At 36.0% G+C, this 26,763-nt stretch carries 25 protein-coding genes and 1 other annotated feature; all 25 genes read left to right on the top strand.

All coding sequences use genetic code 11. From position 1 onward, the window contains the following. The first annotated feature begins 2 nt into the window (after positions 1 to 2). The 25 genes from JOD07_RS01110 to JOD07_RS00990 all read left to right on the top strand — a co-directional run bounded on the left by JOD07_RS01110 (position 3) and on the right by JOD07_RS00990 (position 26,762). Complete coding sequence (locus tag JOD07_RS01110; RefSeq protein WP_204611689.1) at positions 3 to 902, top strand: glycosyltransferase family 2 protein; 900 nt, start codon at positions 3 to 5, stop codon at positions 900 to 902. 10 nt (positions 903 to 912) lie between these two features. Continuing rightward, a complete protein-coding gene (locus tag JOD07_RS01105; protein ID WP_158739831.1) occupies positions 913 to 1,416 on the top strand; it encodes a glycosyltransferase family 9 protein in 504 nt (167 codons plus the stop codon). A 19-nt stretch (positions 1,417 to 1,435) separates the two neighbouring features. Next, entirely contained in the window at positions 1,436 to 2,380 is a 945-nt protein-coding gene (locus JOD07_RS01100; protein ID WP_158739830.1) for an ATP-grasp domain-containing protein, read from the top strand. 98 nt (positions 2,381 to 2,478) lie between these two features. Continuing rightward, the gene (neuB, locus tag JOD07_RS01095; RefSeq protein WP_204611687.1) at positions 2,479 to 3,525 is read left to right on the top strand and encodes an N-acetylneuraminate synthase; all 1,047 of its coding nucleotides are present in this window, start codon (positions 2,479 to 2,481) and stop codon (positions 3,523 to 3,525) included. A gap of 18 nt (positions 3,526 to 3,543) precedes the next feature. Beyond that, positions 3,544 to 4,281 carry a cytidylyltransferase domain-containing protein gene (locus JOD07_RS01090; protein ID WP_204611685.1) on the top strand — a complete coding sequence of 246 codons (738 nt, stop codon included), beginning with the start codon at positions 3,544 to 3,546 and terminating at the stop codon, positions 4,279 to 4,281. A gap of 31 nt (positions 4,282 to 4,312) precedes the next feature. Beyond that, a complete protein-coding gene (locus tag JOD07_RS01085) occupies positions 4,313 to 5,491 on the top strand; it encodes a glycosyltransferase family protein (RefSeq protein ID WP_204611683.1) in 1,179 nt (392 codons plus the stop codon). Positions 5,492 to 5,505: 14 nt separating this feature from the next. After that, positions 5,506 to 6,474, top strand: coding sequence for a UDP-2,4-diacetamido-2,4,6-trideoxy-beta-L-altropyranose hydrolase (gene pseG, locus JOD07_RS01080; protein ID WP_158739826.1), 969 nt, complete (start codon positions 5,506 to 5,508; stop codon positions 6,472 to 6,474). A 15-nt stretch (positions 6,475 to 6,489) separates the two neighbouring features. After that, positions 6,490 to 7,650: a UDP-4-amino-4,6-dideoxy-N-acetyl-beta-L-altrosamine transaminase gene (gene pseC, locus JOD07_RS01075; RefSeq protein WP_204611681.1), complete on the top strand. Its 1,161-nt coding sequence runs from the start codon at positions 6,490 to 6,492 to the stop codon at positions 7,648 to 7,650. 34 nt (positions 7,651 to 7,684) lie between these two features. Continuing rightward, positions 7,685 to 8,632, top strand: a complete 948-nt coding sequence (locus tag JOD07_RS01070) for a dTDP-glucose 4,6-dehydratase (protein ID WP_204611674.1) — start codon at positions 7,685 to 7,687, stop codon at positions 8,630 to 8,632. A gap of 92 nt (positions 8,633 to 8,724) precedes the next feature. Then, positions 8,725 to 9,111, top strand: coding sequence for a flagellar protein FlaG (locus JOD07_RS01065; RefSeq protein WP_204611672.1), 387 nt, complete (start codon positions 8,725 to 8,727; stop codon positions 9,109 to 9,111). An 18-nt stretch (positions 9,112 to 9,129) separates the two neighbouring features. Further along, positions 9,130 to 11,685, top strand: coding sequence for a flagellar filament capping protein FliD (gene fliD / locus JOD07_RS01060; protein ID WP_204611670.1), 2,556 nt, complete (start codon positions 9,130 to 9,132; stop codon positions 11,683 to 11,685). A gap of 15 nt (positions 11,686 to 11,700) precedes the next feature. Beyond that, complete coding sequence (flgN, locus tag JOD07_RS01055; protein WP_158739821.1) at positions 11,701 to 12,180, top strand: flagellar export chaperone FlgN; 480 nt, start codon at positions 11,701 to 11,703, stop codon at positions 12,178 to 12,180. A gap of 152 nt (positions 12,181 to 12,332) precedes the next feature. Next, positions 12,333 to 12,716: a flagellar export chaperone FliS gene (gene fliS / locus JOD07_RS01050; protein ID WP_158739820.1), complete on the top strand. Its 384-nt coding sequence runs from the start codon at positions 12,333 to 12,335 to the stop codon at positions 12,714 to 12,716. Between the two features lie 24 nt (positions 12,717 to 12,740). Beyond that, positions 12,741 to 13,211, top strand: coding sequence for a flagellar export chaperone FlgN (locus tag JOD07_RS01045; RefSeq protein ID WP_158739819.1), 471 nt, complete (start codon positions 12,741 to 12,743; stop codon positions 13,209 to 13,211). A gap of 143 nt (positions 13,212 to 13,354) precedes the next feature. Next, positions 13,355 to 13,504 carry a 50S ribosomal protein L33 gene (rpmG, locus tag JOD07_RS01040; protein ID WP_158739818.1) on the top strand — a complete coding sequence of 50 codons (150 nt, stop codon included), beginning with the start codon at positions 13,355 to 13,357 and terminating at the stop codon, positions 13,502 to 13,504. Between the two features lie 36 nt (positions 13,505 to 13,540). Then, positions 13,541 to 13,723 carry a preprotein translocase subunit SecE gene (gene secE, locus JOD07_RS01035; RefSeq protein WP_243144550.1) on the top strand — a complete coding sequence of 61 codons (183 nt, stop codon included), beginning with the start codon at positions 13,541 to 13,543 and terminating at the stop codon, positions 13,721 to 13,723. Between the two features lie 12 nt (positions 13,724 to 13,735). After that, on the top strand, positions 13,736 to 14,254 hold the full coding sequence (gene nusG / locus JOD07_RS01030; RefSeq protein ID WP_158739816.1) for a transcription termination/antitermination protein NusG: 519 nt from the start codon (positions 13,736 to 13,738) through the stop codon (positions 14,252 to 14,254). Positions 14,255 to 14,329: 75 nt separating this feature from the next. Then, on the top strand, positions 14,330 to 14,755 hold the full coding sequence (rplK, locus tag JOD07_RS01025) for a 50S ribosomal protein L11 (RefSeq protein ID WP_204611663.1): 426 nt from the start codon (positions 14,330 to 14,332) through the stop codon (positions 14,753 to 14,755). Between the two features lie 65 nt (positions 14,756 to 14,820). Beyond that, the gene (gene rplA, locus JOD07_RS01020; RefSeq protein ID WP_158739814.1) at positions 14,821 to 15,516 is read left to right on the top strand and encodes a 50S ribosomal protein L1; all 696 of its coding nucleotides are present in this window, start codon (positions 14,821 to 14,823) and stop codon (positions 15,514 to 15,516) included. Positions 15,517 to 15,607: 91 nt separating this feature from the next. Then, positions 15,608 to 15,751: a sequence feature (ribosomal protein L10 leader region), on the top strand. A gap of 24 nt (positions 15,752 to 15,775) precedes the next feature. Beyond that, a complete protein-coding gene (gene rplJ / locus JOD07_RS01015) occupies positions 15,776 to 16,285 on the top strand; it encodes a 50S ribosomal protein L10 (RefSeq protein ID WP_158739813.1) in 510 nt (169 codons plus the stop codon). Positions 16,286 to 16,327: 42 nt separating this feature from the next. Continuing rightward, positions 16,328 to 16,708, top strand: coding sequence for a 50S ribosomal protein L7/L12 (rplL, locus tag JOD07_RS01010; protein ID WP_158739812.1), 381 nt, complete (start codon positions 16,328 to 16,330; stop codon positions 16,706 to 16,708). A 284-nt stretch (positions 16,709 to 16,992) separates the two neighbouring features. Next, positions 16,993 to 20,859, top strand: a complete 3,867-nt coding sequence (gene rpoB / locus JOD07_RS01005) for a DNA-directed RNA polymerase subunit beta (RefSeq protein ID WP_158739811.1) — start codon at positions 16,993 to 16,995, stop codon at positions 20,857 to 20,859. A gap of 25 nt (positions 20,860 to 20,884) precedes the next feature. After that, the gene (rpoC, locus tag JOD07_RS01000; protein WP_158739810.1) at positions 20,885 to 24,412 is read left to right on the top strand and encodes a DNA-directed RNA polymerase subunit beta'; all 3,528 of its coding nucleotides are present in this window, start codon (positions 20,885 to 20,887) and stop codon (positions 24,410 to 24,412) included. 407 nt (positions 24,413 to 24,819) lie between these two features. Then, positions 24,820 to 26,340, top strand: coding sequence for a methyl-accepting chemotaxis protein (locus tag JOD07_RS00995; protein ID WP_158739809.1), 1,521 nt, complete (start codon positions 24,820 to 24,822; stop codon positions 26,338 to 26,340). A gap of 182 nt (positions 26,341 to 26,522) precedes the next feature. Then, positions 26,523 to 26,762 carry a ribosomal L7Ae/L30e/S12e/Gadd45 family protein gene (locus JOD07_RS00990; protein WP_158739808.1) on the top strand — a complete coding sequence of 80 codons (240 nt, stop codon included), beginning with the start codon at positions 26,523 to 26,525 and terminating at the stop codon, positions 26,760 to 26,762. Position 26,763: the final 1 nt, after the last annotated feature.

The following is a 26,763-nucleotide window of genomic DNA, read 5'->3' as shown; positions in this document are numbered from 1 at the left end:
GAATGCTGCAAATACAACCATTAGTAAGTGTAGTCATTTTATGCTGGAATCGAAAAGACGATGTCAGAGAAAGCTTAACTCGTCTCAGAGGACAAACTTACAAAGAAATTGAGGTTATTGTGGTTGACAATGGTTCTACTGATGGAACAATTGCAATGATTGAAGAGGATTTCCCTGAAGTCAGATTGCTGAAGATGCCTAAAAATATGGGTATTGAAGCTTATAATATTGGATTTAAAAATGCAAAAGGAGAATATATTGTAATCCTGGACGATGATTCTTTCCCGGCAGAAGATGCTATAGAAAAGATGGTAGATAAATTTAAGAATGATGAGAAATTAGGAATTGTGGCTTTTGATGTCAGAAATTATTTTAGTTATGATGAAACGAATAAGAAAATAGAAGAAAGGAAGAATACTTCTGCTGCCATACAAAAATATTTAATGGCCTTTAATGGAGCCGGAGCAGGGGCAAGAAAAGATGTCATAGAGCAGGTGGGGTTTTATCCAGAAGAGTTTTTTTTGTACTGGAATGAGCAGGACCTGTCTTTCCGCGTGTTAGATGCAGGCTATAAGATAGAATTTTTCTCGGATATTGTATCTTATCATAAATACTCTCCAGTTAATCGTGCATCATGGAGAGCGCCATTTTACTATACCAGAAATGCTTTTTGGCTTTTATGGAAAAATTATCCCATGTCCATGCTGATACCTCTTACTTTTCGATTAATATATCTGGTATTTTATTATTCTTTAGAGCAGTATACGACGGTTTATATAAAAGCAATGTTTTCTGCGATATTCAATGTAAAGCAAATTAAAGATAAAAGAAAACCGGTTAAAAAATATATAGCAGAAAATCTTCGTATTCCATTTGATGTGTCTTTTACCTTTTATAGATAGGTGGGGAAACGTGAAAAAGTTATTGATTATTCGTTCGGTTAGTTTTCAGCAATTAGATCATAATTTAAAAGCAATCAAAGATAAATTTCCAGAACATGAGATCCATTTATTAACCCATGAGCATGGGAAGAAATTAGCAGAAAAATATAAAGATATAAAACAGATTTGGATTTATCCTTATAAAGAGGGATTTGGATATACAAGAAAGTGTTTAGATTTAAAAGATGAATATTTTGATGTAGTAATTGTTCCATGTACGAATTTATCAGGGACAGGATTTATAAATGTCTTTTTATTTAGTTTATCCATTCATGCAAAAGAGAGATATAAATGTAATTTGATATCAGAAATCAAAGCTTTTTCAAAGGTTCAGGTTATGTTTTGGTGGATAAGAAGCCAAGTCTTTAAAATAATTTCTTTATGTTTATCAGGAATAGTGGGAACTATAGGATTTGGAATTTTCTTTTTGTGTAAGGCATTAGGAAAATTAAGGTTACACAAAAGCAGATCATAAATAATAGGAAGGCGAAACAATGAATATATTATTAACCGCCATTGGTAAAAGAGTTCAATTGATTTCTTTTTTAAAGAAGAGTTTTAACATTATCGGGGTTGATTGCTCTTCTAATAATCCTGCAAAGCATTTTGTTGATGCTTTTTTTGAAGTTCCAAGTTATCAAGACGAAAAATATGTAGATACACTTCTTAAGATATGTAACGATAAAAAGATCAATGTATTGATACCTTTGTTTGAAAGAGAATATCTCCTGCTGGATAGCAGAAGAAAAGAGTTTCATGATATAGGTGTTCATTTGCTTCTTTCTAATTACTTGGTACTTAACATCTGTGAAGATAAGTTTAAAACCTATGAGTTTTTTTTAGAGCATGATATTAAGTCCCCCAAAACATGGTCTAAGGCAGAAGATATCAATATATATAATGAAAAATCTTCCTTTATTATAAAGCCAAAAGATGGTATGGGGAGTCAAGGAGTTTATCGTGCTGGTAATCAAGAAGAACTGGTTTTCTTTTCGAAATATGTATCAAATTCAATTATTCAAGAATATATTCAAGGGACAGAGTATACTGTAGATGTGTTTTGTGACAATGGTGGCCGTGTGGTTTCTTGTGTTCCCAGAGAGAGACTTCAAGTTCGAGCTGGAGAAGTGTCTAAATCTATAACAAGGAATCATCCTAGAATTATAGAAGAGGTAGTAGAAATCTGTGAAAAATTAGGTGGGGTAGGTCCGCTTACTCTTCAGTGCATTGAAGATTCTAAAGGTGAAATATATTGGATTGAAATTAATCCTCGTTTCGGAGGAGGAGTACCTCTTTCTATAGAAGCTGGAATCGATTATGGAAAGATGATTAAAGAATGGGCAGAGGGGAAACTGGTAGAATCCCAAATGGGGAAATTTAAACCGAATCTTTTAATGTTAAGATATGATGATGCAATTTTTCTAGAGAACTATAAATAAGCCAATTACATTTGTAGTTGGCTTTTTTTTGATGTATAATTATTAAAGAGAATATTTACGATAACATTAGTAGAAATATTTTACTAGGAGGAAAGTATATGAGGAGTATTTCCATTGGGGACAGATTAATTAGTGAAGATAGTCCCTGTTTTATTATTGCTGAAGCAGGAAGTAACCATGACAGAGATTTAGGTCAAGCAAAAAAATTAATAGATGTAGCGGTAGAAGCAGGGGCAGACGCAGTTAAGTTTCAAACGTTTACAGCGGATAAGATTGCTGCTAACACTTCTCATCCTATTATGAAACTTGGAGATGAATATGAAGGAGTTCCAACTTTATATGAATTATATAAAGGATTAGAGCTTCCAAGAGAATGGCAAAGGGAATTGAAAGAATATGCTGATGAAAAAGGGATTATGTTCTTATCTACACCCTTTGATTATGATGCTGTTGAAGAATTAGAAGAATTAGAAATGGAAGCATATAAAATTGCGTCTTTTGAAATGGTAGATATTCCTTTTTTAAGATATATTGCTAAGAAGAATAAACCTATTATTCTTTCAACAGGTATGGCGAATTTAGGGGAGATAGAAGATGCCCTTAATGCCATTTATGAGCAGGGGAATAATCAAGTTATTCTTTTACATTGCGGAATTAGTTATCCTATGCCTGTAGAAGAAGTGAATTTAGCAGCGATGGATACGATGAAAGCTGCTTTTAGGCTTCCTGTTGGATATTCTGATCATACTTTGGGAATTGCTATACCAATTGCTGCTGTAGCCAGAGGTGCTAAGGTAATCGAGAAACACTTTACTCTTGATAGAAATCTAAAAGGCCCCGATCATAAATTTGCGATTGAGCCGGATGAATTAAAAGCTATGGTAAAAGGCATTAGAGATGCCGAAAAAGCTATCGGTTCTTCTGTTAAGGAATTAGCTGATACAGAAAGATTGCATCATCAAAGAGGCCGAAGAAGTATCTTTGCTAAAATGGATATTCCAAAGGGGACTATTATAACAGAAGATATGTTGGCAGTACTTAGACCGGGGGTTGGGCTTATGCCAAAGTATTTTGATATTGTGGTTGGCAGAGAAGCCAGAAAAGATATTAAAAAGAATGATCCCATTACTTGGGAAGTTATTTAGCGAAAGAAGGGTTATAATATGGGGAATGGCGTAATTTGCATTATTCAAGCCAGAATGGGATCTGAGCGATTGCCGGGTAAAGTTATTAAAGAGATTAAAGGTGTTCCTATGATTGTGCACATATTAAATCGATTAAATCAATCTAGTAAAATCGAAAAAACAATTGTTGCTACTTCTACCAATTCTGAAAATGATCAACTGGTTGAAATAGTAGAGAATGCAGGAGGAACTATTTTTAGAGGCTCGGAAGATGATGTGTTAAAGAGATATGTTGATGCAGCAGAACAGTTTGAAGGAGAATATATTATAAGAGTTACTGGGGATTGTCCTCTTATTAGTGCAGAAGTTATTGACGAACTAATTGATAAGTTTTTAGAAGCAAAGGTAGACTATATGAGAGTCGATGTTCCAAATACCTTTAGCCGGGGTTTTGATGCGGAGATATTTACAAGAGAAGCCCTTATGAAAGCCCATTATAAAGCCACAGGAGCAAGATATAGGGAACACGTAACCTTATATATGTATGAGCATCCAGAGGAATTTTCTGTTGAAAGAATGGAAGCAAAGGAAAGCTGGAACAGACCGAATTATAGATTATGTGTTGACACTAAAGAAGATTTTGACCTTGTAGAAAAAGTATATGAGGCTTTATATGATCAGAATAAAGGGTTTGAGATAGATGAGATTATTTCATATCTAGACAACCATCCTGAAGTGGCAGGGATCAACCAATTTATTATTCAAAAAAATGCATAGGAATCTTGCTGAAATCTAATAGGAGGGCTTTATGGCTAGAATTGTATTATTAAAAGGGCGATCCCAATATGATGTGCTTAGAATATTTGTCGATTATTTAGGAGAAGCCTTTAATCAATTAGGTGATGAGATATTTATTGTAGATTTAACGAACCCCAATAGAATGAAAGCGTTACAAGATGCTTTTTCTTTTCCGTGTGATTTCGTATTTGCGTTTAATTGCATAGGAATAGATTTAAAATTAGATGATGAGTATTTGTTTAATCTTGCTGATACAACTTATATTGGCTGCTTAGTAGATCATCCAATTTATCACCTCCAAAGAATTAATACCAATTTAAATAACCTTATTTTGACATGCGTGGATTATTCTCATATTGAATTTCTGTGTACATATTTTCCACTCAAGAGATCTGCATTTTTACCTCATGGAGGCTCTGTTAAAGGAGAGGATATTAAAGAGCAAAGAATAAGAGATATAGATGTATTATTTGGAGGAAGCTTTAAAGATCCTGATTTGATACGTAAAGAATGGCTCGTTTTACCTAAAACCATGATTTCTATAATGGACGAAGCAGCAGAATATTTATTGGCAAATCCAGATAAAACATTAGAGGGAGAACTTCAGTTTGTACTCCAATCAAGAAATTTTTATGGAGAATATGGTATTTTAATGAATAATCCTGCATTTCTCCAATTAGTGGATAGCTACGTAAGGAGTTATCGCAGATATAAATGTGTTGAAGAATTGATAAAATCTGGAATACCAATAGATTTTTATGGTGTACTAGGATGGGATAGAAATCCTTTTGAAATGTATAAGAACTTTAGAGTGCATAATTCTGTGGATTTTAATGAAATGCTTTCTCTAATGGGAAATTCAAAATTTGTCTTAAATGTACTCCCTAATTTTAAAAATGGCTCTCATGAAAGAATCTTTACTTCTATGCTTCAAGGAGCAATATCTGTAACAGATAAAAATCAATATTTAGAAAATCAATTTAATGATGAAGAAGATATTATTTTTTATACTTGGGATAAAATAGAGCTTTTACCGGAAAAAATTAAAGATATATTAGAAGATGAGGACAATAGGAATTATATTGCTTTGAACGGAATGAAAAAAGCAAATGAAAAGCATACCTGGTTGCAAAGAGCAAAGGAAATTAAAGAGTTAGTGGAAATAAACAGTGTATTTAGAACTCCCTGAAGGTAGGTTTAATGATGAAAATTCTGATTCGCGCAGATGGAGGCAAAACCATAGGTATGGGGCATATTATGAGAACTTCTGTATTGGCTGAGGAATTAAGACGATGTGCAGAGGTTTCCTATGTTTGCTCAGAAGAGGAAGAATTTGATTTTGGCGTTAACTTCTTAAGACAAAATGGATATTTCGTTTATCGATTTTCGGAAGAAAACTTATTAAGCAAGATTAATGACATAGCCTATGATTGTATGATTGTAGACAGTTATAATGTAGATGCAAACTTTTTTAAAAGTGTGAAAAGGGCAGGAAGTTTTCTGGGATATATCGATGATTTAAAGAAAGAAGAATATCCCGTTGATTTTATTGTCAATCAAAACCCCTATGCCTTAGATTTAAACTATACAGAAGAAAATTATATAGAAACATTTTTAGGCATTACATATGTTTTGCTTAGAAAAGAGTTCCAAAATCCAACGAAACGATATATTAATCCTATTTGCAAAGATATCCTGGTAACTATAGGCGGTTCTGATATAAATAGAATTACGGAAAAAATTATTCAAAATATCCTAAAAGAAGAGTTGGATATGACCCTTCATGTAGTCATTGGACCGGCATTTCCTAAGGGGTATTTAGATACCTTCAGTCACCCTAAGGTTAAATTATATTATAATCCTATTATGTCACATTTAATGAAAAAATGTGATTTAGCTGTTTCAGCCTGTGGTTCTACAGTATATGAACTGGCAGCCTGCGGCACGCCTACTATAGGAATTGTAGTAGCAGATAATCAAATGATGGCATATGAAAAATTAAAACAATTGGGTATTATAAAAGGATCAAATGTTGAAAATATACTGGATTCAATTAAAGAAATGACCTATGAAAAAAGACTCGAGATGTCCAGGAAAGGGCAAGAATTGGTTGACGGGTTGGGAGCAAAACGACTGGCCTCCGAAATAATCCGCCTTATAACGAAAGAATAACAGGAGCGTGACGAAATGAGAGACGATTTTTTACCCTATGGGCGTCAGTGGATTGATGAAGATGATATACAGGCTGTTGTAAATGTATTAAAAAGCGACTATTTAACCACAGGTCCGGCCATAAAAGAATTTGAAGATCAATTAAAGTCAGTGACAGGAGCAGAATATGTGGTTGCCATATCCAATGGAACAGCAGCCCTTCATGCGGCTTGCTTTGCGGCAGGAATTGGTGAAGGAGATGAAGTCATCACAACACCAATGACTTTTGCAGCGACTGCCAATGCAGTACTTTACTGCGGAGGAACACCCGTATTTGCAGATATTGATCCTGAAACCTATAATATTGATCCGGAGGACATTAGGAGAAAGATAACAGATAAAACAAAGGCGATTATACCCGTTCATTATACAGGGCAACCCTGTGATATGGATGAGATTATGAAAATAGCAAAAGAACACAATTTGATTGTCATAGAAGATGCAGCCCATGCTTTAGGTGCTGAATATAAGGGCAGAAAAATTGGAAGTATTGGGGATATGACAACCTTTAGCTTTCATCCTGTTAAACCCATTACAACAGGAGAAGGAGGAGCCATAACCACCAACAATAAAGAATTTTATGATAAATTAATGCTCTTTCGCTCTCACGGTATTACCAGAGATCAGAAGATGCTTTTAAATGATAATGCAGCTTGGTATTATGAACAGCACTTTTTAGGATACAATTACAGAATGACGGATATTCAGGCGGCCCTTGGCTGCAGTCAGCTTAATAAACTGGAATTTTTCCTTCAAAAAAGAAGAAAATACGCCAAGATGTATAGTGAAGCCTTTAAAGATTTAGAAGGCGTCATTATTCCAAAGCAGCTTGATGATACTTTATCCGGATGGCATCTCTATGTTCTTCAACTCGATACGGATAAAATAAGACCGGATAGAAGAGTAATATTCGATGAATTACGTATTCATAATATAGGGGTTAATGTCCATTACATTCCTGTGTACTATCATCCTTATTATCAAAAACTGGGTTATAAAAAAGGCTTATGTCCCAATGCAGAAAAACTTTATGAAAGAATTATTACCCTTCCTCTTTTTCCTAAGATGTCAGAAGAAGATATTATGTATGTAATAAAGATTGTTAAAGAATTAGTCGATACTTATAGAGTAGGTTAATCCTACTCTTTATATTTGATAAGGAGTGAGTATTTTGAATATATTGGTAACTGGCGGAGCTGGTTTTATTGGAAGATGGGTTGTAAAAAAACTACTAGACGACAATCATAATGTTTGGGTTCTAGATGATTTATCCAATGGCAGAGAGGAAAATATCAAAGAATTTACTAATTACCCGAATTTTAAGGATTTTATTAAAGGAGATATCAAAAACAACGATATTCTTGAAAAACTCTTTATTAATAAATTCGATATTTGTTATCACCTGGGGGCCAGCATTAATGTTCAAGACAGTATTGATGATCCAAAAACAACTTTTGACAATGATGTGATAGGAACCTTTAATGTATTGGAACAGTGTAAAAAATACCGTACCAAAATGGTCTTTATGAGTACCTGCATGGTTTATGACAGAGCAAATGATGAAAACGGTATTACAGAGATGCATCCGACCAAACCTGCTTCTCCTTATGCAGGCAGTAAGATCGCAGGAGAAAATATGGTGCTTTCTTATTGGTATGCGTATCAACTTCCAACAGTAGTCGTAAGACCCTTTAACACTTATGGACCTTTCCAGAAGACAGGGGGAGAAGGTGGAGTGATCGCAATTTTCCTTAAAAAGGCTCTAAAGGGAGAAGAACTTTTTATTTATGGAACAGGCGAGCAAACAAGGGACTTCTTATATGTTGAGGACTGCGCAGAATTTGTCGTACAAGCAGGATACAGTGACAAAGTAAACGGAGAAATTATTAATGCTGGATTAGGACGTGACATATCCATTAATGACTTAGCCTTATTAATCGCAGAGGATGAAGCAAAAATCAAACATGTTCCCCATATTCATCCTCAAAGTGAAATTATGAAGCTGCTTTGTAATTTCGATAAAGCAAATCGCTTGCTTGGATGGAAACCCAATCATCCCCTGGAAGCTGGAATCGCTAAAACAAAAGCTTGGATTGAGCAAAATCCTCATCTTATATAGCTATAGGATATAATAGCTATAGATCATCTATAAATCCTTAAAAAGAAAATGACGATACATAAGTAAAGAATTTGTTTTCGGAGGGATCTAGCATGAAAATAGAAAACAATATTCAATCGCCCCATGTACCTATGTCTACACCACAAACAATGCACAACGAAAACATTGACAAAGGTAGAAAAGACTCGATTCTTGACAAAAATATTGACTTGCTGGAATACACGCAAATTCACCCTGAGTATCAGCCTACCATAGCAGAGAAGACAGTTATTGAAGCTATTGAAAAAGCAAATAAAAAATTAAATGGTGTAATGGCGGAATTTGAGTTTTCAATTCATGAAGAAACAAAGCAAATTATGGTGAAAGTCATTAATAAAGAAACGAAAGAACTCATCCGTGAAATACCTCCAGAAAAAATTTTGGACATGGTAGCTCACCTCTGGGAAGTGGCAGGTATTATAGTGGATGAAAAAAGATAAGGAATAAGGAGGGACACTATGCTTGTAAGTAATAGACTTAGGCTTACAGGGTTTTCCGGCTTTGATACGGAATCCATGGTCGAGCAATTAATGAAAGCCGAATATACGAAAGTAGATACAATGAAGCAAAAGCTGCAGAAGTTAAAATGGCAGCAAGAAGGCTACAGAGAAATGATCAATGTTCTTAAAAATTTCAGGGATAAATATTTAGACATTTTATCTAAGGATAACTTGATTTCTGCAACGAGCTTTCGAGCTTATTCGATTTCTACCAAGATTAATGGAGTAGATACCACTGCTGTTCAGGCAGAAGCATCATCCAGTGTAGCTACTGGTACCCATACAATAAAGGTTACCCAACTGGCTAAAAATGAAATATGGGAAAGTAATAAAACTGTTTCAAAAAGTATGGCTTCAAGTATAGATTCTATTAATTGGGATTATTTGAAAAAAGGGAAAACCTTTGATATTACATTAGACGGAGTTAAGAAGACAATTACATTATCAAATGATTATTCAGGCCCTGCATTAGATCAAGAAAAAGCAAGACAATTAGTAGCAGAGTTAAATGAAAAAATATCCGACGCTTTTGGAGCAGGAAATGTAGAAGTAATAGCAAAGGATACAGATGGTAATAAAATAGATGTAAAAAATGTTGATGATATAAACAAAATTATAGCAAATATAGAGTTTAAAGCGACAGGACATACATTAAAAATTTCTGATACCACAAATACCTACGTTAGTTCCCTGGGATTTTATAACAATCAAACGAATGCCATTACAGGGAGCAAACTGACAAGTTTTCCTGTAGATTTGAGTGATGGTACATTTAAAATAAGTGTAAATGGAGAAGAAAAGGTAATCACTTTACCATCTGATAAAGTTTATAATGAAGGCGATTTAGATACATTGGCAAGCGATTTATCAAATGCAATAAATGATGCATTTGGCAAAAATGTAGTCAAGGTAACTGCAACAGATGATCAACAGCTTAAAATCATATCTTATAATACTTCAGACGAAATAAAGTTTAGCAATGGAGATACGAATAATATCCTGTCTAAATTAGGATTCAATAATGGTGCTAAAATTTCAAAATTAGAGGGCGCCCCTGATCTTACAATATCTGAAATAGGAAAAGAATTTGATATTTATGTAGACGGCAAAAAAATTTCAATTGATCTTACTGAAGAAATAGCTAATGGTAATATAGACAGGTTAGCAGAAATAATTAATGATAAGGTACAAGGTGAAGGCATCGAAGTTGCTGTAAACGAAGGTAAATTAGTTTTTAAAAATACCAATGGAAAAGAAATCAGAATTGCAAACAGTACTCATCAAACGGTAAAATCTTTAGGATTTACAAATGGAACAACCAATGTTTTAAATTTAAAAGATACTTTAGGTAATGCGTTTGAAATTACAGACGATGTTAAACTTGAAATCAATGGAGTTTCCTTCACATTTAAAGCAACGGATACAATACAATCGGTAATGGACCAGATCAATAAAAGTAATGCGGGCGTTAATCTCTCCTACAATAGTGTGAGCGATAAATTTATACTTCAAGGCGAAAAAGAAGGAGCAGCCAATAAAATCAGAATCTCTACAGGCAGTCCTGAGGGAGATAAGTTAATGAAAGCAATGTTTGGAGAGAGCGGACCAAACATTAAGCAGGAGGCTGCTGATGCAAAATTCATTTTAGATGGTGTAGAGACTCAAAGAAGCTCCAATACATTTGAAGTTGATGGGGTAAAGTATACATTAAACAGCGTTACAACTGAAGAAGTGCAAATAACCATCAAAGGAGATCCAGATGCCCTCGTTTCTAAAATCAAAGATTTTGTGAATGCTTACAATGAGTTAATTGGCAAAATTAATGGAAAAACGAGTGAAAGCAGAGTAAAGTCAGGTAAATACGAATATTATGAACCCCTGACAGATGAGCAGAAGGAATCAATGTCTGATAAAGACATCGAGCTTTGGGAAGAAGCTGCGAAAAAAGGATTACTAAGAAATGATTCTACACTGATGAAAATCACAGAATCCATGAGAAGAGCATTATATGATAGCGTAGAAGGCGTAGGAATCAGAATCTTTGATATAGGTATTACCACATCAACTGTCTATAGTGACAAAGGAAAACTTGTTATTGATGAAGAAAAATTAAGAAAAGCTATAGAAGAAAACCCTGATCAAATTGCAGAATTATTTACAAAGAAATCCAACATATCTTATAATGACAGTGAGAATAGATCAAAAAGATATGCGGAAAATGGTTTGTCTGCCAGACTTCAGGATATCATTAATGACAATATTCGTACAACCATGGACTCGAAAGGCTATAGGGGAATTTTGATTGAGAAAGCAGGTCTTGAGAATACAACTACTGTATCAAATAACTGGATGAGTAAAGAAATAGACCGCCAAAGCCAGGCTATTGAAGAATTTTTGGAAAAATTAGAGCGAAAAGAAAACAATTACTTTGCTATGTTTGCAAGAATGGAATCCGCTCTGGCGTCCTTAAATAATCAAACCAGCTATTTCACTTCTATGCTGGGACAACAATAAAAGTAGGATGATTATATGGAAATTAATTTGCTTATTCAAGAAATGACGTTACTGGGAGAAAAGAAAATTCAACTTTTAAAAAAGGCATGGGAACTTACTGAAAAACAGGCACAGCATTGTACAGAGGAGCAATTTTTTGAATTTGAAAGGCTCGTTAATGAAAGACAAAAATGTATTGATGAAATGAAAACATTGGATCAAAGCTTTGAAGAAAAATCCAGTCTTCTAAAAAAAGCTTTGAGCATTCATTCTCTGGATGAAATTGATGTAAACGTATATCCAGTGGCTCAAAGGCTAAAAAAAGTTCGGGAAGACATCATTAATCATGCTTTGAGAATAAAATCTCTGGATGACGAGAATAAGAAAGTTCTGGAAAAATTGCTGCATGAAACAAGCCTGGAATTAAAAAAGATCAGACAGGGGAAGGCGGCTAATCAGCTGTATCAATATGAGTCGCCGGGTTCTGGGGGATTTTATTTCGATACTAAAAAATAAATCGTTCCTTCACCTTACAAGGTGAAGGAACGATTTTCTTTTTATTACATTTCAATTTTATTAAGCAAAATTCCGATATTTATAGTATAATAATTATTAAATATAAAAATCATTATAAAGCTTCTCTTGAAGTTTTTTAGGGAGGAATGTTTATGACATACTCAAATGCGTATCAAACATATAAAAATAATTCGATTTTAACTGCTTCTCCTCAAGAACTTACATTGATGTTATACGATGGAGCGTTAAAATTTTGCAACCAGGCAATAAAAGCTATTGAAGCAGGTAATAAGAGCGAAGCCCATAGATGCATTGTTCGTACGGAAGACATTATAGAAGAATTCCAGGCCAGCTTAGATAAAAAATATCCAATCAGCAAAGAATTAGGTGCCCTTTATGATTATATATACAGAAGACTGGTAGAAGCAAATATCAAAAAGGATAAGGTTATTTTAGAAGAAGTATATGGATTAATTAAAGAATTAAGAGATACATGGAAGGAAGCTATGAAACTGGCAAAACATCAGTCTGTGTAATCACGTTTTTCTGGAGGCATTCAGATGACTTATAAAGAAGTCCAGGTGCAGTTAAAAATTTTGTTGGAAATACTGAATAAAAAAAAGAAACTGTTAGAGCAGATTTATACCATTACCGAAAATCAAGCATTAATCCTGGGGTCAAAAGAAAACAATATGGATTTGTTTGATCAGCTTAGTTGTGAAAAAAAACAGCAAATAGATCAAATTAATGATTTGGATAAACACTTTGATGATCTGTATAAAAAGATTTCGTATAATATTCAAAACAATGTTGAGGAATATAAGGACTTAATAAAAAGTTTGCAGGATCAAATTAAAATTATTACGGATATAGGCGTAAAAATCCAAATCCAGGAAGAAAAAAACAGCCAGCTTATTCAAATGAAGTATAAAAATATACGGGAAGAAATAAAAAGCATCACTAAGGGGAAAGTTCAGGCAGTTCAGGTGTATAAAAATATAGCTTCATTTACTGCAAGAAAAATCAAATAATTACCATTTGCAAATATGCACTGGCTTTTTTACTAAAGTCTTGACTTATTTGCCATACCATGATATATTATTGGAGTGGCAAAAGGTCTTTTTTTTATGCCTAAAAATATGGAACTCATTAGTAGTAAGTGGAGGTGGAAGTTGTGAGAGTAAAGATCACTTTGGCATGTACAGAGTGCAAACAAAGAAATTATAACACAACAAAAGAAAAAAGAAATCATCCTGACAGGATGGAAACCAAAAAGTATTGCAGATTCTGCAAAACTCATACTTTACACAAAGAAACCAAGTAGGAAGTACCAAAAGTACTTATAAAGGGAAGTGGAATGATGAAAGAACTCTTTCACCAGTTCAGAGGTGAGTTTAAGAAAATCATTTGGCCCAATCGAGAAGATCTAATCAAACAAACCACAGTAGTTATTGTTACTTCTTTATTGGTAGCAGCGGTTGTTTTTGTTATGGATTTTATTTACAGTAATGGATTCGACTTTATTATGAAAATTTTTGGATAAAAGGATGATTGTATGTCTGACGAGGCAAAATGGTATGTGGTCCATACCTATTCCGGATATGAGAACAAAGTTAAGGCGAATATTGAAAAAGTTATAGAAAACAGAGGTATGCATGACCTCATCCATGAAGTGATTGTACCGCTGCATGATGCAGTTGAAATCAAGAATGGAAAGAAAAAGACAGTTCAGCGAAAAATATTCCCGGGATACGTACTGGTGAAAATGTTGATGACAGATGACACATGGTATGTTGTGAGGAATACTAGAGGAGTAACCGGATTTGTAGGACCTGGTTCAAAACCTGTTCCTCTTTCAGAGGAAGAAATAAGAGGTATGGGCATTGAACTTCCAAAAGCAAAAATTGATATAGAAGTCGGAGATGCTGTAAAAGTCATAACAGGACCGTTTGAGAATTCAGTTGGTGTAATCCAGGAAATCCATGAACATAAACGAACGGCGATTGTGAGATTATCCATGTTTGGACGAGAAACACCAGTTGAACTTGATTTTACTCAGATTCAAAAGATGTAAACAAAGAGCATGCAAAAGCATGAGCAGTGGGAGGGAAATCCCCGCAAATACCACATTATATGGAGGTGCGCTTAAATGGCGAAAAAAGTTACTGGAATGATTAAATTGCAGATTCCTGCAGGAAAGGCAACACCAGCACCACCAGTTGGACCTGCATTAGGACAACATGGTGTAAATATTATGGGATTTTGTAAAGAATTCAATGAAAGAACAGCTCAACAAGCAGGATTAATAATCCCTGTTGTAATCACTGTTTATCAGGACAGAAGCTTTACATTTATCACAAAGACTCCACCGGCAACAGTATTGCTCAAGAAAGCATGTAAAATAGAGTCCGGTTCCGGAGTACCAAATAAGAATAAAGTTGCAACCATTTCCAAAGAAGAAATCAGAAAAATTGCTGAGCTTAAAATGCCAGATTTAAATGCTTCAACTATAGAAGCTGCTATGAGCATGATTGCAGGAACAGCAAGAAGTATGGGAATTGTAGTACAAGACTAATGAACTAAGTATTTAGAACAGTGGGAGGGCATTTGTCCCCGATAATACCACAAGGAGGTAATGAAATGAAAAGAGGAAAAAAATATATCGAAGCTGCGAAATTAATCGATCGTAGCACTCTTTATGAAGCAAGAGAAGCTATGGAATTGGTTCAAAAAGTAGCTATTGCGAAATTTGATGAAACAGTAGAAGCACATATTAAATTAGGTGTTGACTCAAGACACGCGGACCAACAAGTTCGTGGTGCAGTTGTTCTCCCTCATGGAACAGGTAAAACAGTACGTGTACTTGTATTTGCTAAAGGTGATAAAGCAAAGGAAGCAGAAGAAGCAGGAGCAGATTTTGTTGGAGGAGAAGAACTGGTTCCAAAAATCCAAAATGAAGGATGGCTGGAATTTGACGTTGTTGTTGCAACACCAGATATGATGGCTGTTGTTGGACGTCTTGGACGTGTTTTGGGACCAAAAGGCTTAATGCCAAACCCTAAAGCAGGAACCGTTACTATGGACGTTGCAAAAGCAATTGCAGATATTAAAGCCGGTAAAATTGAATACCGTTTAGATAAAACAAATATTATCCACGTACCTATTGGAAAAGTATCTTTTGGTACAGATAAATTACTCGATAACTTCCAAACACTTATGAGTGCAGTTATAAAAGCAAAACCGGCAGCTGCTAAAGGACAATACCTGAAGAGCATTGCCGTATCTTCCACTATGAGCCCTGGAATCAAAATCAATCCTTTGAAGATATCAGAATAATATTCTGGTACAAGCTTTTGGTAAAAATAGTTTATTGCAACAATGTGTTGACAAATACAGAAGAAATGGATATAATATCTTTTGTTGAATAAAACTGAAAACCTTGTGGCCGCAGACAGTAGGTGCCGTATGGCGTAAAGATTTTCTACCTACCGAGGTATAGAAGTTATAAATGATTTATGATCGTTATATATAACCTCTTTGTCTGCGGGCAAAGAGGTTTTTTGATTGAATGGTTATATCCAAGGAGGTGGAAGTAGTGGCTAAATTAGATCAAAAACAAGCAGTGGTTAATGAAATTAAAGAAAAATTAAATGGTGCTGCGTCTGTTGTATTGGTTGATTACAGAGGTTTAACTGTTGAACAGGATACAGAGCTTAGAAAGAAGCTCCGTGAAGCAGGAGTAGACTACAAAGTTTACAAAAACACAATGATGAACTTCGCTGTAAAAGATACAGAGTTCGAACCTTTAAAAGATTACCTTGAAGGACCTAGCGCTATTGCGTTCAGTTATAATGATCCAACCAATGGCCCTAGAGTTCTAAATGAAATTGCATCCAAATATAAAGCTTTAGAATTTAAAGCAGGCGTTGTAGAAGGTAAATTATACGATGCACCTGGAATTACTAAGATCGCAAAGATCCCACCAAAAGAAGAATTGCTTTCCAAATTGCTTGGAAGCTTCAATTCTCCTATTGCATCTTTTGCTCGTGTAATAAAAGCAATTGCAGAAAAGAAAGCAGAAGGCTCAGAAGCTGCTGCAGAATAATGTGTGAAAAATATAAAATAAAATATTCGGAGGTGTCCTAGAATGGCAAAATTATCAATTCAAGAAATTATTGATGCTGTTAAAGAACTTACAGTTTTAGAACTTAATGAATTAGTAGAAAAATGTGAAGAAGAATTCGGAGTATCCGCTGCTGCTGGTGTTATGGTAGCTGCTGGCGCTGTAGCTGGTGGAGCTGCTGCTGCAGAAGAAAAGACAGAATTCGATGTTGAATTAACAGATGCAGGCGCTCAAAAGATTAAAGTAATCAAAGTAATCAGAGAAATCACTGGCCTTGGATTAAAAGAAGCTAAAGACCTTGTAGAAGGCGCTCCAAAAGTAGTTAAAGAAGGCGTTGCAAAAGAAGAAGCTGAAAGCTTAAAAGCAAAATTAGAAGAAGCTGGAGCAAAAGTAACATTAAAATAATGAATTTCATAAAAAATAAAATCTCCCTAGGGAGATTTTATTTTTTTTATAATAATAAAAAGACCTTGACAGGTCTAGTGAAGTATGCTAACATTTTAAAATGTGTCAATATGTATATAATTAGACTTTATATCATTTTTATTATAACATATTCACACAGCAATGACAATATGCATTAAATATTTTATTATTTTCTACTAAGTTTTGCAGTGTTATCTAATTGTGGTTACAAAATGCATTTATTGCATTTGTGAGTATAAAAAATTCAAGGGGTGAGAGTATACATGGAGAAAAATAGAATCCATCCCGTGCCAGTCGGGAAAGGAGTTCGCATGAGCTATGCCAGAATGGATGAAGTTCTGGAAATGCCAAATTTAATTGAAGTGCAGAAAAACTCTTACAAGTGGTTCTTAGAAGAAGGATTGAAAGAAGTTTTTCAAGATATCTCCCCTATCACGGATTATAGTGGTAATCTAGTGCTGGAGTTTGTCGATTTTTCATTGGACAAGGAGCCAAAGTATTCAATCGAAGAGTGTAAAGAAAGAGATGCTACATATGCAACAGCACTGAAAGTAAAGGTTCGTCTGCATAATAAGGAAACAGATGAAATCAAAGAACAAGAAATATTTATGGGCGATTTTCCGATCATGACCGATAATGGAACTTTCATTATTAATGGTGCAGAGAGGGTTATCGTAAGCCAGCTTGTGCGTTCACCGGGCATTTATTATGGAGTAGATTTTGATAAAGTAGGAAAACAACTCTTTTCAGCTACGGTTATTCCTAATAGAGGTGCTTGGTTAGAATATGAAACCGATTCCAACGATGTTTTCTATGTACGCGTGGATCGTACAAGAAAAGTTCCGGTTACAGTTTTGATTCGTGCATTTGGAATTGGAAGCGATGAAAAGATAAAAGAATTATTTGGAGAAGAAGCAAAGATATTAGCTACGCTTGAAAAAGACAATACAAAATCCCACGAAGAAGGATTAATTGAAATCTATAAGAGAATTCGTCCGGGAGAACCTCCGACTGTTGAAAGCGCGAAGTCTCTTCTAAATAATATGTTCTTTGATCCCAAAAGATACGATTTAGCGAAAGTTGGACGATATAAATTTAATAAAAAGCTCGCATTTAGAAATAGAGTACGCAATTTAGAACTTGTAAATCCGGTAATTGATGAAAGTACTGGAGAAATTATTGCTGAAGCGGGACAAAAGATAACAATGGAGTTGGCTGATGCGATCCAAGATACAGGCGTAAAATCCATTGTCGTAAAAGCACCAGGCTCAGATACACCGGTAATTATTCTTAGCAACTTAACCGTAAATATCGAAAAGCATCTTAATATCAATGCAGAAGAGCTAGGAATAAAAGAAAAAGTTTATTATCCGGTACTAAAAGAATTGATGGATGCCTATGAAGATGAAGAAGAGTTGAAACAGGCAATAAAAGATAATATTGCCAGATTGATTCCAAAACATATCACCCTTGAAGATATTATGGCATCAATTAATTACAATATTCACTTAGAACATGGAATAGGCAATGTAGATGATATTGACCATCTTGGCAACAGAAGAATTCGTGCAGTAGGTGAATTGTTCCAGAACCAATTCCGTATTGGCTTGTCAAGAATGGAAAGAGTAATAAGAGAACGTATGACCATTCAAGATATGGAAGCAGTTACTCCACAGGCGCTTATTAATATCAGACCTGTTTCCGCAGCCATAAAGGAATTCTTCGGAAGTTCTCAATTGTCTCAGTTCATGGATCAAACCAATCCATTAGCAGAGTTAACTCATAAAAGAAGATTATCCGCCCTTGGACCTGGTGGACTTTCAAGAGAAAGAGCAGGATTCGAAGTGCGTGACGTTCACTATTCCCATTACGGAAGAATGTGTCCTATTGAAACACCTGAAGGTCCAAACATTGGTTTGATTAACTCCTTGGCTACTTATGCAAGAATCAATGAGTACGGTTTTATTGAAGCTCCTTACCGTGTTGTTGATCATTCGAGCGGTAAAGCTATTGTTACCGACAAGGTTATCTATGTAACTGCTGATGAAGAAGAAAACTATATGGTTGCTGAAGCAAACCAACCATTAACAGAAAATGGAGAATTTGTCAACAAGAAGATCACTGGTAGACATAAAAAAGAGATTCTTGAGATAGATGTTGATAAAGTAGATTTAATGGATGTATCTCCAAAGCAATTGGTTTCAGTTGCAACAGCGATGATTCCTTTCCTTGAAAACGATGACGCTAACCGTGCCCTTATGGGATCCAACATGCAGCGCCAGGCAGTTCCGCTTTTAAAGACTGAAGCGCCTATTGTAGGAACAGGTATGGAATATAAAGCAGCAAGAGATTCTGGAGTTGTTGTGATTGCAAAAGAAGGCGGCATTGTTGAGAGAGTTACTGCAAATGAAATTGTCATCAGAACAGATAAAGGAGATCGACATACTTATAAACTATTGAAGTTCTTAAGAAGCAACCAGGGAACCTGCATCAATCAAAGGGCGATTGTGGACAAAGGTCAAAAAGTAGAAGCAGGCGAAGTGATTGCTGACGGTCCATCTACTGACCATGGAGAAATTGCCTTAGGTAAGAACCCTCTCATTGGCTTTATGACATGGGAAGGTTATAACTACGAAGATGCTGTTTTACTCAGTGAAAGATTAGTGCAAGAAGATGTATATACATCTATTCATATAGAAGAATACGAAGCAGAAGCCAGAGATACGAAATTAGGTCCTGAGGAAATCACAAGAGATATTCCAAACGTAGGGGAAGACGCTCTTAAAGATTTGGATGAAAGAGGAATCATAAGAATTGGTGCCGAAGTACGCTCAGGAGATATCTTAGTAGGTAAGGTAACCCCTAAAGGAGAAACTGAGTTAACTGCTGAGGAAAGATTACTTAGAGCAATTTTTGGAGAAAAAGCAAGGGAAGTAAGAGATACTTCACTTCGTGTTCCTCATGGAGAAGCTGGAATTATTGTAGATGTTAAGATCTTTACAAGAGAAAATGGTGATGAATTATCTCCAGGAGTGAATCAATTGGTTCGATGCTACATTGCTCAGAAGAGAAAGATCTCTGTAGGAGATAAAATGGCAGGGCGTCATGGAAACAAAGGGGTAATCTCGAGAATTCTCCCCGTAGAAGACATGCCATTCTTACCAAATGGTCGTCCGTTGGATATCGTACTCAATCCTCTTGGTGTGCCTTCTCGTATGAACATAGGTCAGGTCTTAGAAGTCCATCTTGGTTTAGCGGCAAAAGCTTTGGGCTGGAAGATTGCGACGCCAGTATTTGACGGGGCTAACGAAATAGATATCATGGATACTTTAGAACTTGCTAATGATTATGTGAATACAGAGTGGGAAGAATTTGAAAGCAAGTGGAAGGACAAACTTCATCCTGAAGTATTTAAGTATCTGGAAGAAAATAAAGATCACCGAGAAGAATGGAGAGGCGTACCAATACCAAGAGATGGAAAGATCATGTTAAGAGATGGGCGTACAGGGGAATACTTTGATAACCCAGTTACTGTCGGATACATGCATTATCTGAAACTTGCACACTTGGTTGATGATAAGATTCATGCCCGTTCAACAGGACCTTATGCTACCATCACTCAACAGCCTCTTGGTGGTAAAGCACAATTCGGAGGACAACGTTTCGGAGAAATGGAAGTTTGGGCGCTTGAAGCATATGGTGCGGCATATACCCTGCAAGAAATTCTTACTATTAAGTCTGACGATGTTGTAGGTCGTGTAAAAACCTATGAAGCTATTGTTAAAGGCGAAAATATCCCAGAACCAGGTGTTCCGGAATCTTTCAAAGTTCTCTTAAAAGAACTGCAATCTCTTGCTTTAGATGTAAAAGTATTGTTGGAAGACCAAACAGAGGTAGAAATCAAAGAATCTGTAGACGATGTTGATGAATTGAATGTGAATATAGAAGGTACTGAAGATGGACCAAACTATTCTGCAGGCTATAACAATGAAAGTGCCAATGAAGATGAGGAAGAAGACTTAGACGCAGATGATTTAGACGAAGATTTCTTTGATACAGCGGAGGATGTTGAGCCTTTGGATGACGATGCATTTGGCCTTTTTGACGATGAAGACGATATCGATTTTTAAACGGAATAGGAAAGGAGAGTAATCCATGCCTACAAATATGGACCAATCCGTTTTATTTGATGCCATAAAAATATCTTTGGCTTCTCCCGACAAGATAAGAGAGTGGTCCAAGGGAGAAGTAAAAAAACCTGAAACGATTAATTATCGTACATTAAAGCCCGAAAGAGACGGTCTATTCTGTGAAAGAATTTTCGGGCCCAGTAAAGACTGGGAATGTCACTGCGGAAAATATAAACGCATTCGCTATAAAGGCGTTGTATGTGACCGCTGTGGTGTTGAAGTAACAAAATCTAAAGTTCGAAGAGAAAGAATGGGACATATTGAGTTGGCTGCTCCTGTTTCTCATATTTGGTACTTTAAAGGGATTCCGAGCCGCATGGGACTGATCCTTGATATGTCCCCTAGGGCTTTGGAAAAAGTGCTGTATTTTGCATCCTATATTGTATTGGATTCAGGAGATACCGGCTTACAATACAAGCAACTTTTAACAGAGAAAGAGTACAGAGATGCTGTAGAAAAATATGGTAATGGCTTCCGTGCGGGAATGGGTGCAGAAGCTATAAAAGAATTATTAATGAGTATTGACCTTGAAAAAGAATCTAAAGAATTAAAGAAAGCTCTCCAGGAAACGACAGGTCAAAAAAGAATCCGTATTATTAAAAGATTAGAAGTTGTAGAAGCGTTCAGACTTTCAGGCAACAGACCAGAATGGATGATTCTGGATGTTATTCCCGTATTGCCTCCTGATCTTAGACCTATGATTCAGCTGGACGGAGGAAGATTTGCGACTTCTGACCTTAATGATTTATACAGAAGAGTAATCAACAGAAACAACCGCCTTAAAAGACTCCTGGATTTAGGGGCTCCTAATATCATTGTACGCAATGAAAAGCGTATGCTTCAGGAAGCCGTAGATGCCTTAATTGACAATGGCAGAAGAGGCAGACCTGTAACAGGTCCTGGTAATAGACCGCTTAAATCCCTTTCTGATATGTTAAAAGGAAAGCAAGGACGTTTCCGTCAAAACTTGCTTGGGAAACGTGTTGACTACTCCGGCCGTTCCGTTATCGTTGTAGGACCTAATTTGAAGATTTACCAATGTGGGCTTCCTAAAGAAATGGCTATTGAGCTATTTAAGCCTTTTGTAATGAAGAAACTCGTGGAAGACGGATTGGCTCATAATATTAAATCTGCAAAAAGAATGGTTGAAAGACTTCAAAATGAAGTATGGGATGTATTAGAAGAAGTGATCAAAGAACATCCTGTTATGTTAAACCGTGCTCCCACACTTCACCGTTTGGGAATTCAAGCATTTGAACCGGTATTGGTTGAAGGTAGAGCGATTAAACTCCACCCCTTGGTATGTACGGCGTATAATGCTGACTTTGACGGAGACCAGATGGCTGTTCACGTACCGTTATCCGTTGAAGCACAGGCAGAATGCAGATTCTTGCTTCTTTCTCCGAATAACTTATTAAAACCGTCTGATGGTGCTCCTGTGGCTGTACCTTCTCAGGACATGGTATTAGGAACATATTACTTAACTCTTGAGAAAGATGGCGAAAAAGGAGAAGGAAAAGTCTTTAAAGATGAACAGGAAGCGATCTTAGCGTACGATAACAAGATAATTGGCCTTCATGCTAAGATCAAGGTACGACGCTATAGAGAAATCAATGGAAAAATGGAATCCAGACTGGTTGAAACAACAGTTGGCCGTATCATTTTTAACGAGGCAATACCTCAGGATATTGGTTTTGTAGATAGAAGTATTCCAGAAAACCAATTCAAATTCGAAATAGATTTCCTGGTGGATAAAAAAGCCTTAGGAAAGATCATTAACAGATGCATCATCAAACATAAAGCAACCAAAACTGCAGAAGTATTAGATAAAATTAAAGAATTAGGTTTTAAATTCTCGACAATAGGAGCTATTACAGTATCCGTTTCCGATATGGAAATTCCGGAACAAAAGAAAGCAATCCTAAAAGAAGCGGAAGAAACTGTGGATAAAGTTACCAAACTCTTCAGAAGAGGATTAATGACGAATGAAGAAAGATACAACAAAGTTATTGCGGCGTGGAACAAGGCAAATGACAAGATCACAGCGGCTCTGTTAGAGAATTTAGGCAAATACAACAATATCTACATGATGGCTCATTCCGGTGCCCGTGGTTCAACCAATCAGATTAAGCAATTAGCTGGTATGAGAGGACTTATGGCCAGTGCATCAGGTAGAATTATCGAGCTGCCTATTAAAGCGAACTTCCGTGAAGGACTGTCCGTTCTTGAGTACTTTATTTCTGCTAACGGTGCTAGAAAAGGTCTGGCAGATACAGCGCTTCGTACAGCGGACTCCGGATACTTAACAAGACGTCTTGTTGACGTTGCACAGGATTTAATCATAAGAGAAGAAGACTGCATAAAAAATGGCGAAGAAGTTCCAGGAATGTGGGTTAAGGCATTTACAGACGGAGATGAAGTGATTGAATCCTTGCAAGACAGAATTCGTGGTCGTTGGGCAGTAGAGGATATTAAACATCCTGAAACAGGTGAGATTATCGTAAAAGCAGACAATATGATAGGCGCAGACGAAGCTGAAAAAATTGTAGCGGCTGGTATTACTGAAGTGCACATAAGAACCGTATTGACTTGCCGCTCAAGAATTGGTATTTGTGCAAAATGCTATGGTGCAAACCTGGCATCAGGCAATAAAGTAAGAGTAGGTGAATCTGTCGGAATTATTGCTGCTCAATCCATTGGTGAACCAGGTACACAGCTTACCATGCGTACATTCCATACCGGAGGTATCGCAGGAGACGATATCACACAAGGTCTTCCTCGTGTAGAAGAATTGTTTGAAGCAAGAAAACCAAAAGGACTTGCAATTATTGCGGAATTTGGCGGCGTTGTTAAGATCAGTGATACAAAGAAGAAAAGAGAAGTTATCGTTACAAACGAAGAAACAGGAGAATCTAAATCATATCTCATCCCTTACGGTTCCAGAATTAAAGTATATGATGGAACAAAGGTAAAAGCTGGGGACGAATTAACTGAAGGTAGTGTAAATCCTCATGACCTTCTGAAGATTGAAGAAAAAGGTGTAAGAGCCGTTCAGGATTATATGCTCAAAGAAGTACAAAGAGTATATCGTCTTCAAGGGGTTGAGATCAATGATAAGCATATCGAAATTATTGTTCGACAAATGCTCAAAAAAGTAAAAATCGAAGAAAACGGAGATACAGATCTGCTTCCGGGAAGTTTAGTAGACAGACTGGAATTTGAAGAAACCAATAAGAGAGTGAGAGAACTGGGACTTAGAGAAGCTGAAGGAAAGCAGGTTCTGCTTGGTATTACAAAAGCTTCCTTGGCAACAGATTCTTTCTTATCGGCAGCATCTTTCCAGGAAACTACCAGAGTATTAACAGAAGCAGCGATCAAAGGAAAGACCGATCCATTAATTGGTCTTAAAGAAAATGTAATTATCGGTAAACTCATTCCGGCAGGAACAGGAATGCAAAGATATCGCAGAATAGATGTTGAAAAGGTTGACTAACCAAAAGAGGACCCATAGGGGTCCTTTTTTGTTAGAAAATAATTACTGGTGATCACTTAAGATGGTAACATAAAAGAAATAAGAGAATCATAAAATGAATCAAAATAAATTATATTATTGTGATATTCTTGACAATTGTTAATTTGTAATATATAGTTATTTTATTAGTAATAGCAACGAGGCTTAAAACCTGGTTGCTTTTTTTGATTTTTAAGATGGAAAATAAATGATGTAATTACAATTATTTGATGCATGTAAGTTTTACATGTTTAATGGGGGACGCTTTCTGAACATAAGAATATGGTATTGGCAACACTATAAAATGTACTAAAATGCGGTGTGTATAAGCAGAAAAATAAAGATTATTAAAATTATTAAAATAGATATGAGAAGGGGGAAATGAGCATATGAGGCTGAGAAAACATAATAAGGAATTAAGAATAATTTCAGAAGAAGCGGATCACATTAGAAGCCATATAAAGCAAATGCGTAATGGTAACCTGGATGTCAAGATTGATACAGACCAATTTGCTTTTTTAGGAGATTTGGCAGAGGAAATTAATCAAATCAATAATACCTTTAATTCTTATATCAATGAGATATCCCATATATTATCCCATTTGTCGGCTGGGAATATGGCTGTTTCCTTTTCAAAGGATGTAGTTTATCAGGGAGATTTTTTGCCCATTAAAAATGCTCTTCATAAAATCAGGCATTCTCTGAATTGCTCCTTCGAAGAGATTCACAAGCTGTCTACGGAGATAGACAGTATGAGCAATCAGGTTGAGACGGGTTCTTCATTCCTGGCAGAAAATACGACGGAACAGGCAGCTTTGATTTCTGATTTGACAGAAACTATATATGATATTACAAGCAAAACGGTAGTTAATGCAGACAATGCAAAGGCAGCCGCGCAGACCGTCGAAGCGATTACAAGAGAAACCGAAATCGGCAGAGACTGTATGGATCAGATGCTATCTTCTGTAGATAAAGTTAAGTCTTCCATTGATGATATATCTCATATTATCGGATTAATTAATGAAATTGCCGAACAGACCAGATTGCTAGCTTTAAATGCAACAATTGAAGCCGCAAGAGCTGGGGAGACCGGTCAAGGTTTTTCAGTAGTTGCCAAAGAAATTACCAAACTGGCACAGAAAAGTACTGAAGCGGTTGGTCAGACTACGCAACTCATTAATAACAGTATAATTGCAGCCGATGAAAGTGCAAAAATCACGCAAAGGACGGCAGAAAGTTTTAAAAACATACATGACTCGATTCAAGGGGTAGCTGGCCTCTGTAAGCAAATAGCAGATTTGTCTAATATTCAGGCAGAAAACCTCAAAGAAACTTCTGTGATCATTACAAATATTTCAGAAGGGGTACAAAGTAGTGCAGCTTATGCCGAAGAAAATAGTGCAGGGGCAATGACCTTGTCGAATATTTCTACTCATTTGAAAGAAGTTCTTCAACGATACCGGTTAAAGGGAGACAAAAAAGTAGCTGTCATTGATAAGAAAACGGAAGAAATATTCACAAGAGAACTGGTTACCAGACTCGTATCAAAATTATTTAATGCAACGACTACACAGACAATCGATGTGATCCTGAAGGCAGAAATTGAAAACCTTAATGATATTGAATGTCTGTATGTCATTAATGGATCAGGTAAACAAGTAAGTCATACGATTATGAATCCAAAAATCCAGGTGGAGCAGGATGAAAACTTTAAACCGGCAATGCCTGGAGACGACTATAGCTCCAAAAAATACTTCCGTCAGGCTATGAAAAATCAGGAAGAATGGTATACTTCTCTTGAATATATTTCAAAGGCCACGGGCAACTTGTGCAAGACGATATCAGTTGCTTATAAAGCTGCAGATCAGGAAACTTATGTACTTTGTATCGACCTGCTATGCAGATTCTAGAACGTGAGAAGCTTCCACACTCTCAGCATATTATGTGATATACCAAGGTATCGCAAAAACTGGAAAATTCAATATTACCTTGACATTTTTCTTGCTAAGTGATAAAATTCATCAGTGTGTGTTTAAAAATCATATTATGATATGATTTCCCACATAAAAATGAACCTGAGAGGGGGATTTATGTGCACAGACTAAAAACACATCAAAAAGTAGTAGGAGCAAAGCAAACAGCCAAAGTATTAGAGAATAATCAAGCTGAGGTTGTTTATGTTGCTAAAGATGCAGACGAGCGCGTAGTGCGCAGAGTTCTGGAGCTCGCAAAAGAGCGTAATGTACCGATCGTCATGGTAGAAACCATGGCAGAACTGGGTAAAGCATGCAATGTAGAAGTAAAAACTGCGGCAGCAGTAGTTATTAAGTAAG

Source organism: Defluviitalea raffinosedens, from assembly GCF_016908775.1.
Lineage (GTDB): Bacteria > Bacillota > Clostridia > Lachnospirales > Defluviitaleaceae > Defluviitalea > Defluviitalea raffinosedens.
Note: the sequence above shows the minus strand (reverse complement) of the source record. Positions and strands in the feature narration are given on the sequence as shown.

Bases quoted from the DNA above. Each gene is read 5' to 3' on its own strand.
- JOD07_RS01110 (WP_204611689.1), top strand. From the start codon at position 3: ATGCTGCAAATACAACCATTAGTAAGTGTAGTCATTTTATGCTGGAAT.
- JOD07_RS01100 (WP_158739830.1), top strand. From the start codon at position 1,436: ATGAATATATTATTAACCGCCATTGGTAAAAGAGTTCAATTGATTTCT.
- neuB (WP_204611687.1), top strand. From the start codon at position 2,479: ATGAGGAGTATTTCCATTGGGGACAGATTAATTAGTGAAGATAGTCCC.
- JOD07_RS01090 (WP_204611685.1), top strand. From the start codon at position 3,544: ATGGGGAATGGCGTAATTTGCATTATTCAAGCCAGAATGGGATCTGAG.
- JOD07_RS01085 (WP_204611683.1), top strand. From the start codon at position 4,313: ATGGCTAGAATTGTATTATTAAAAGGGCGATCCCAATATGATGTGCTT.
- pseG (WP_158739826.1), top strand. From the start codon at position 5,506: ATGAAAATTCTGATTCGCGCAGATGGAGGCAAAACCATAGGTATGGGG.
- pseC (WP_204611681.1), top strand. From the start codon at position 6,490: ATGAGAGACGATTTTTTACCCTATGGGCGTCAGTGGATTGATGAAGAT.
- JOD07_RS01065 (WP_204611672.1), top strand. From the start codon at position 8,725: ATGAAAATAGAAAACAATATTCAATCGCCCCATGTACCTATGTCTACA.
- fliD (WP_204611670.1), top strand. From the start codon at position 9,130: ATGCTTGTAAGTAATAGACTTAGGCTTACAGGGTTTTCCGGCTTTGAT.
- flgN (WP_158739821.1), top strand. From the start codon at position 11,701: ATGGAAATTAATTTGCTTATTCAAGAAATGACGTTACTGGGAGAAAAG.
- fliS (WP_158739820.1), top strand. From the start codon at position 12,333: ATGACATACTCAAATGCGTATCAAACATATAAAAATAATTCGATTTTA.
- JOD07_RS01045 (WP_158739819.1), top strand. From the start codon at position 12,741: ATGACTTATAAAGAAGTCCAGGTGCAGTTAAAAATTTTGTTGGAAATA.
- secE (WP_243144550.1), top strand. From the start codon at position 13,541: ATGAAAGAACTCTTTCACCAGTTCAGAGGTGAGTTTAAGAAAATCATT.
- nusG (WP_158739816.1), top strand. From the start codon at position 13,736: ATGTCTGACGAGGCAAAATGGTATGTGGTCCATACCTATTCCGGATAT.
- rplK (WP_204611663.1), top strand. From the start codon at position 14,330: ATGGCGAAAAAAGTTACTGGAATGATTAAATTGCAGATTCCTGCAGGA.
- rplA (WP_158739814.1), top strand. From the start codon at position 14,821: ATGAAAAGAGGAAAAAAATATATCGAAGCTGCGAAATTAATCGATCGT.
- rplL (WP_158739812.1), top strand. From the start codon at position 16,328: ATGGCAAAATTATCAATTCAAGAAATTATTGATGCTGTTAAAGAACTT.
- rpoB (WP_158739811.1), top strand. From the start codon at position 16,993: ATGGAGAAAAATAGAATCCATCCCGTGCCAGTCGGGAAAGGAGTTCGC.
- rpoC (WP_158739810.1), top strand. From the start codon at position 20,885: ATGCCTACAAATATGGACCAATCCGTTTTATTTGATGCCATAAAAATA.
- JOD07_RS00995 (WP_158739809.1), top strand. From the start codon at position 24,820: ATGAGGCTGAGAAAACATAATAAGGAATTAAGAATAATTTCAGAAGAA.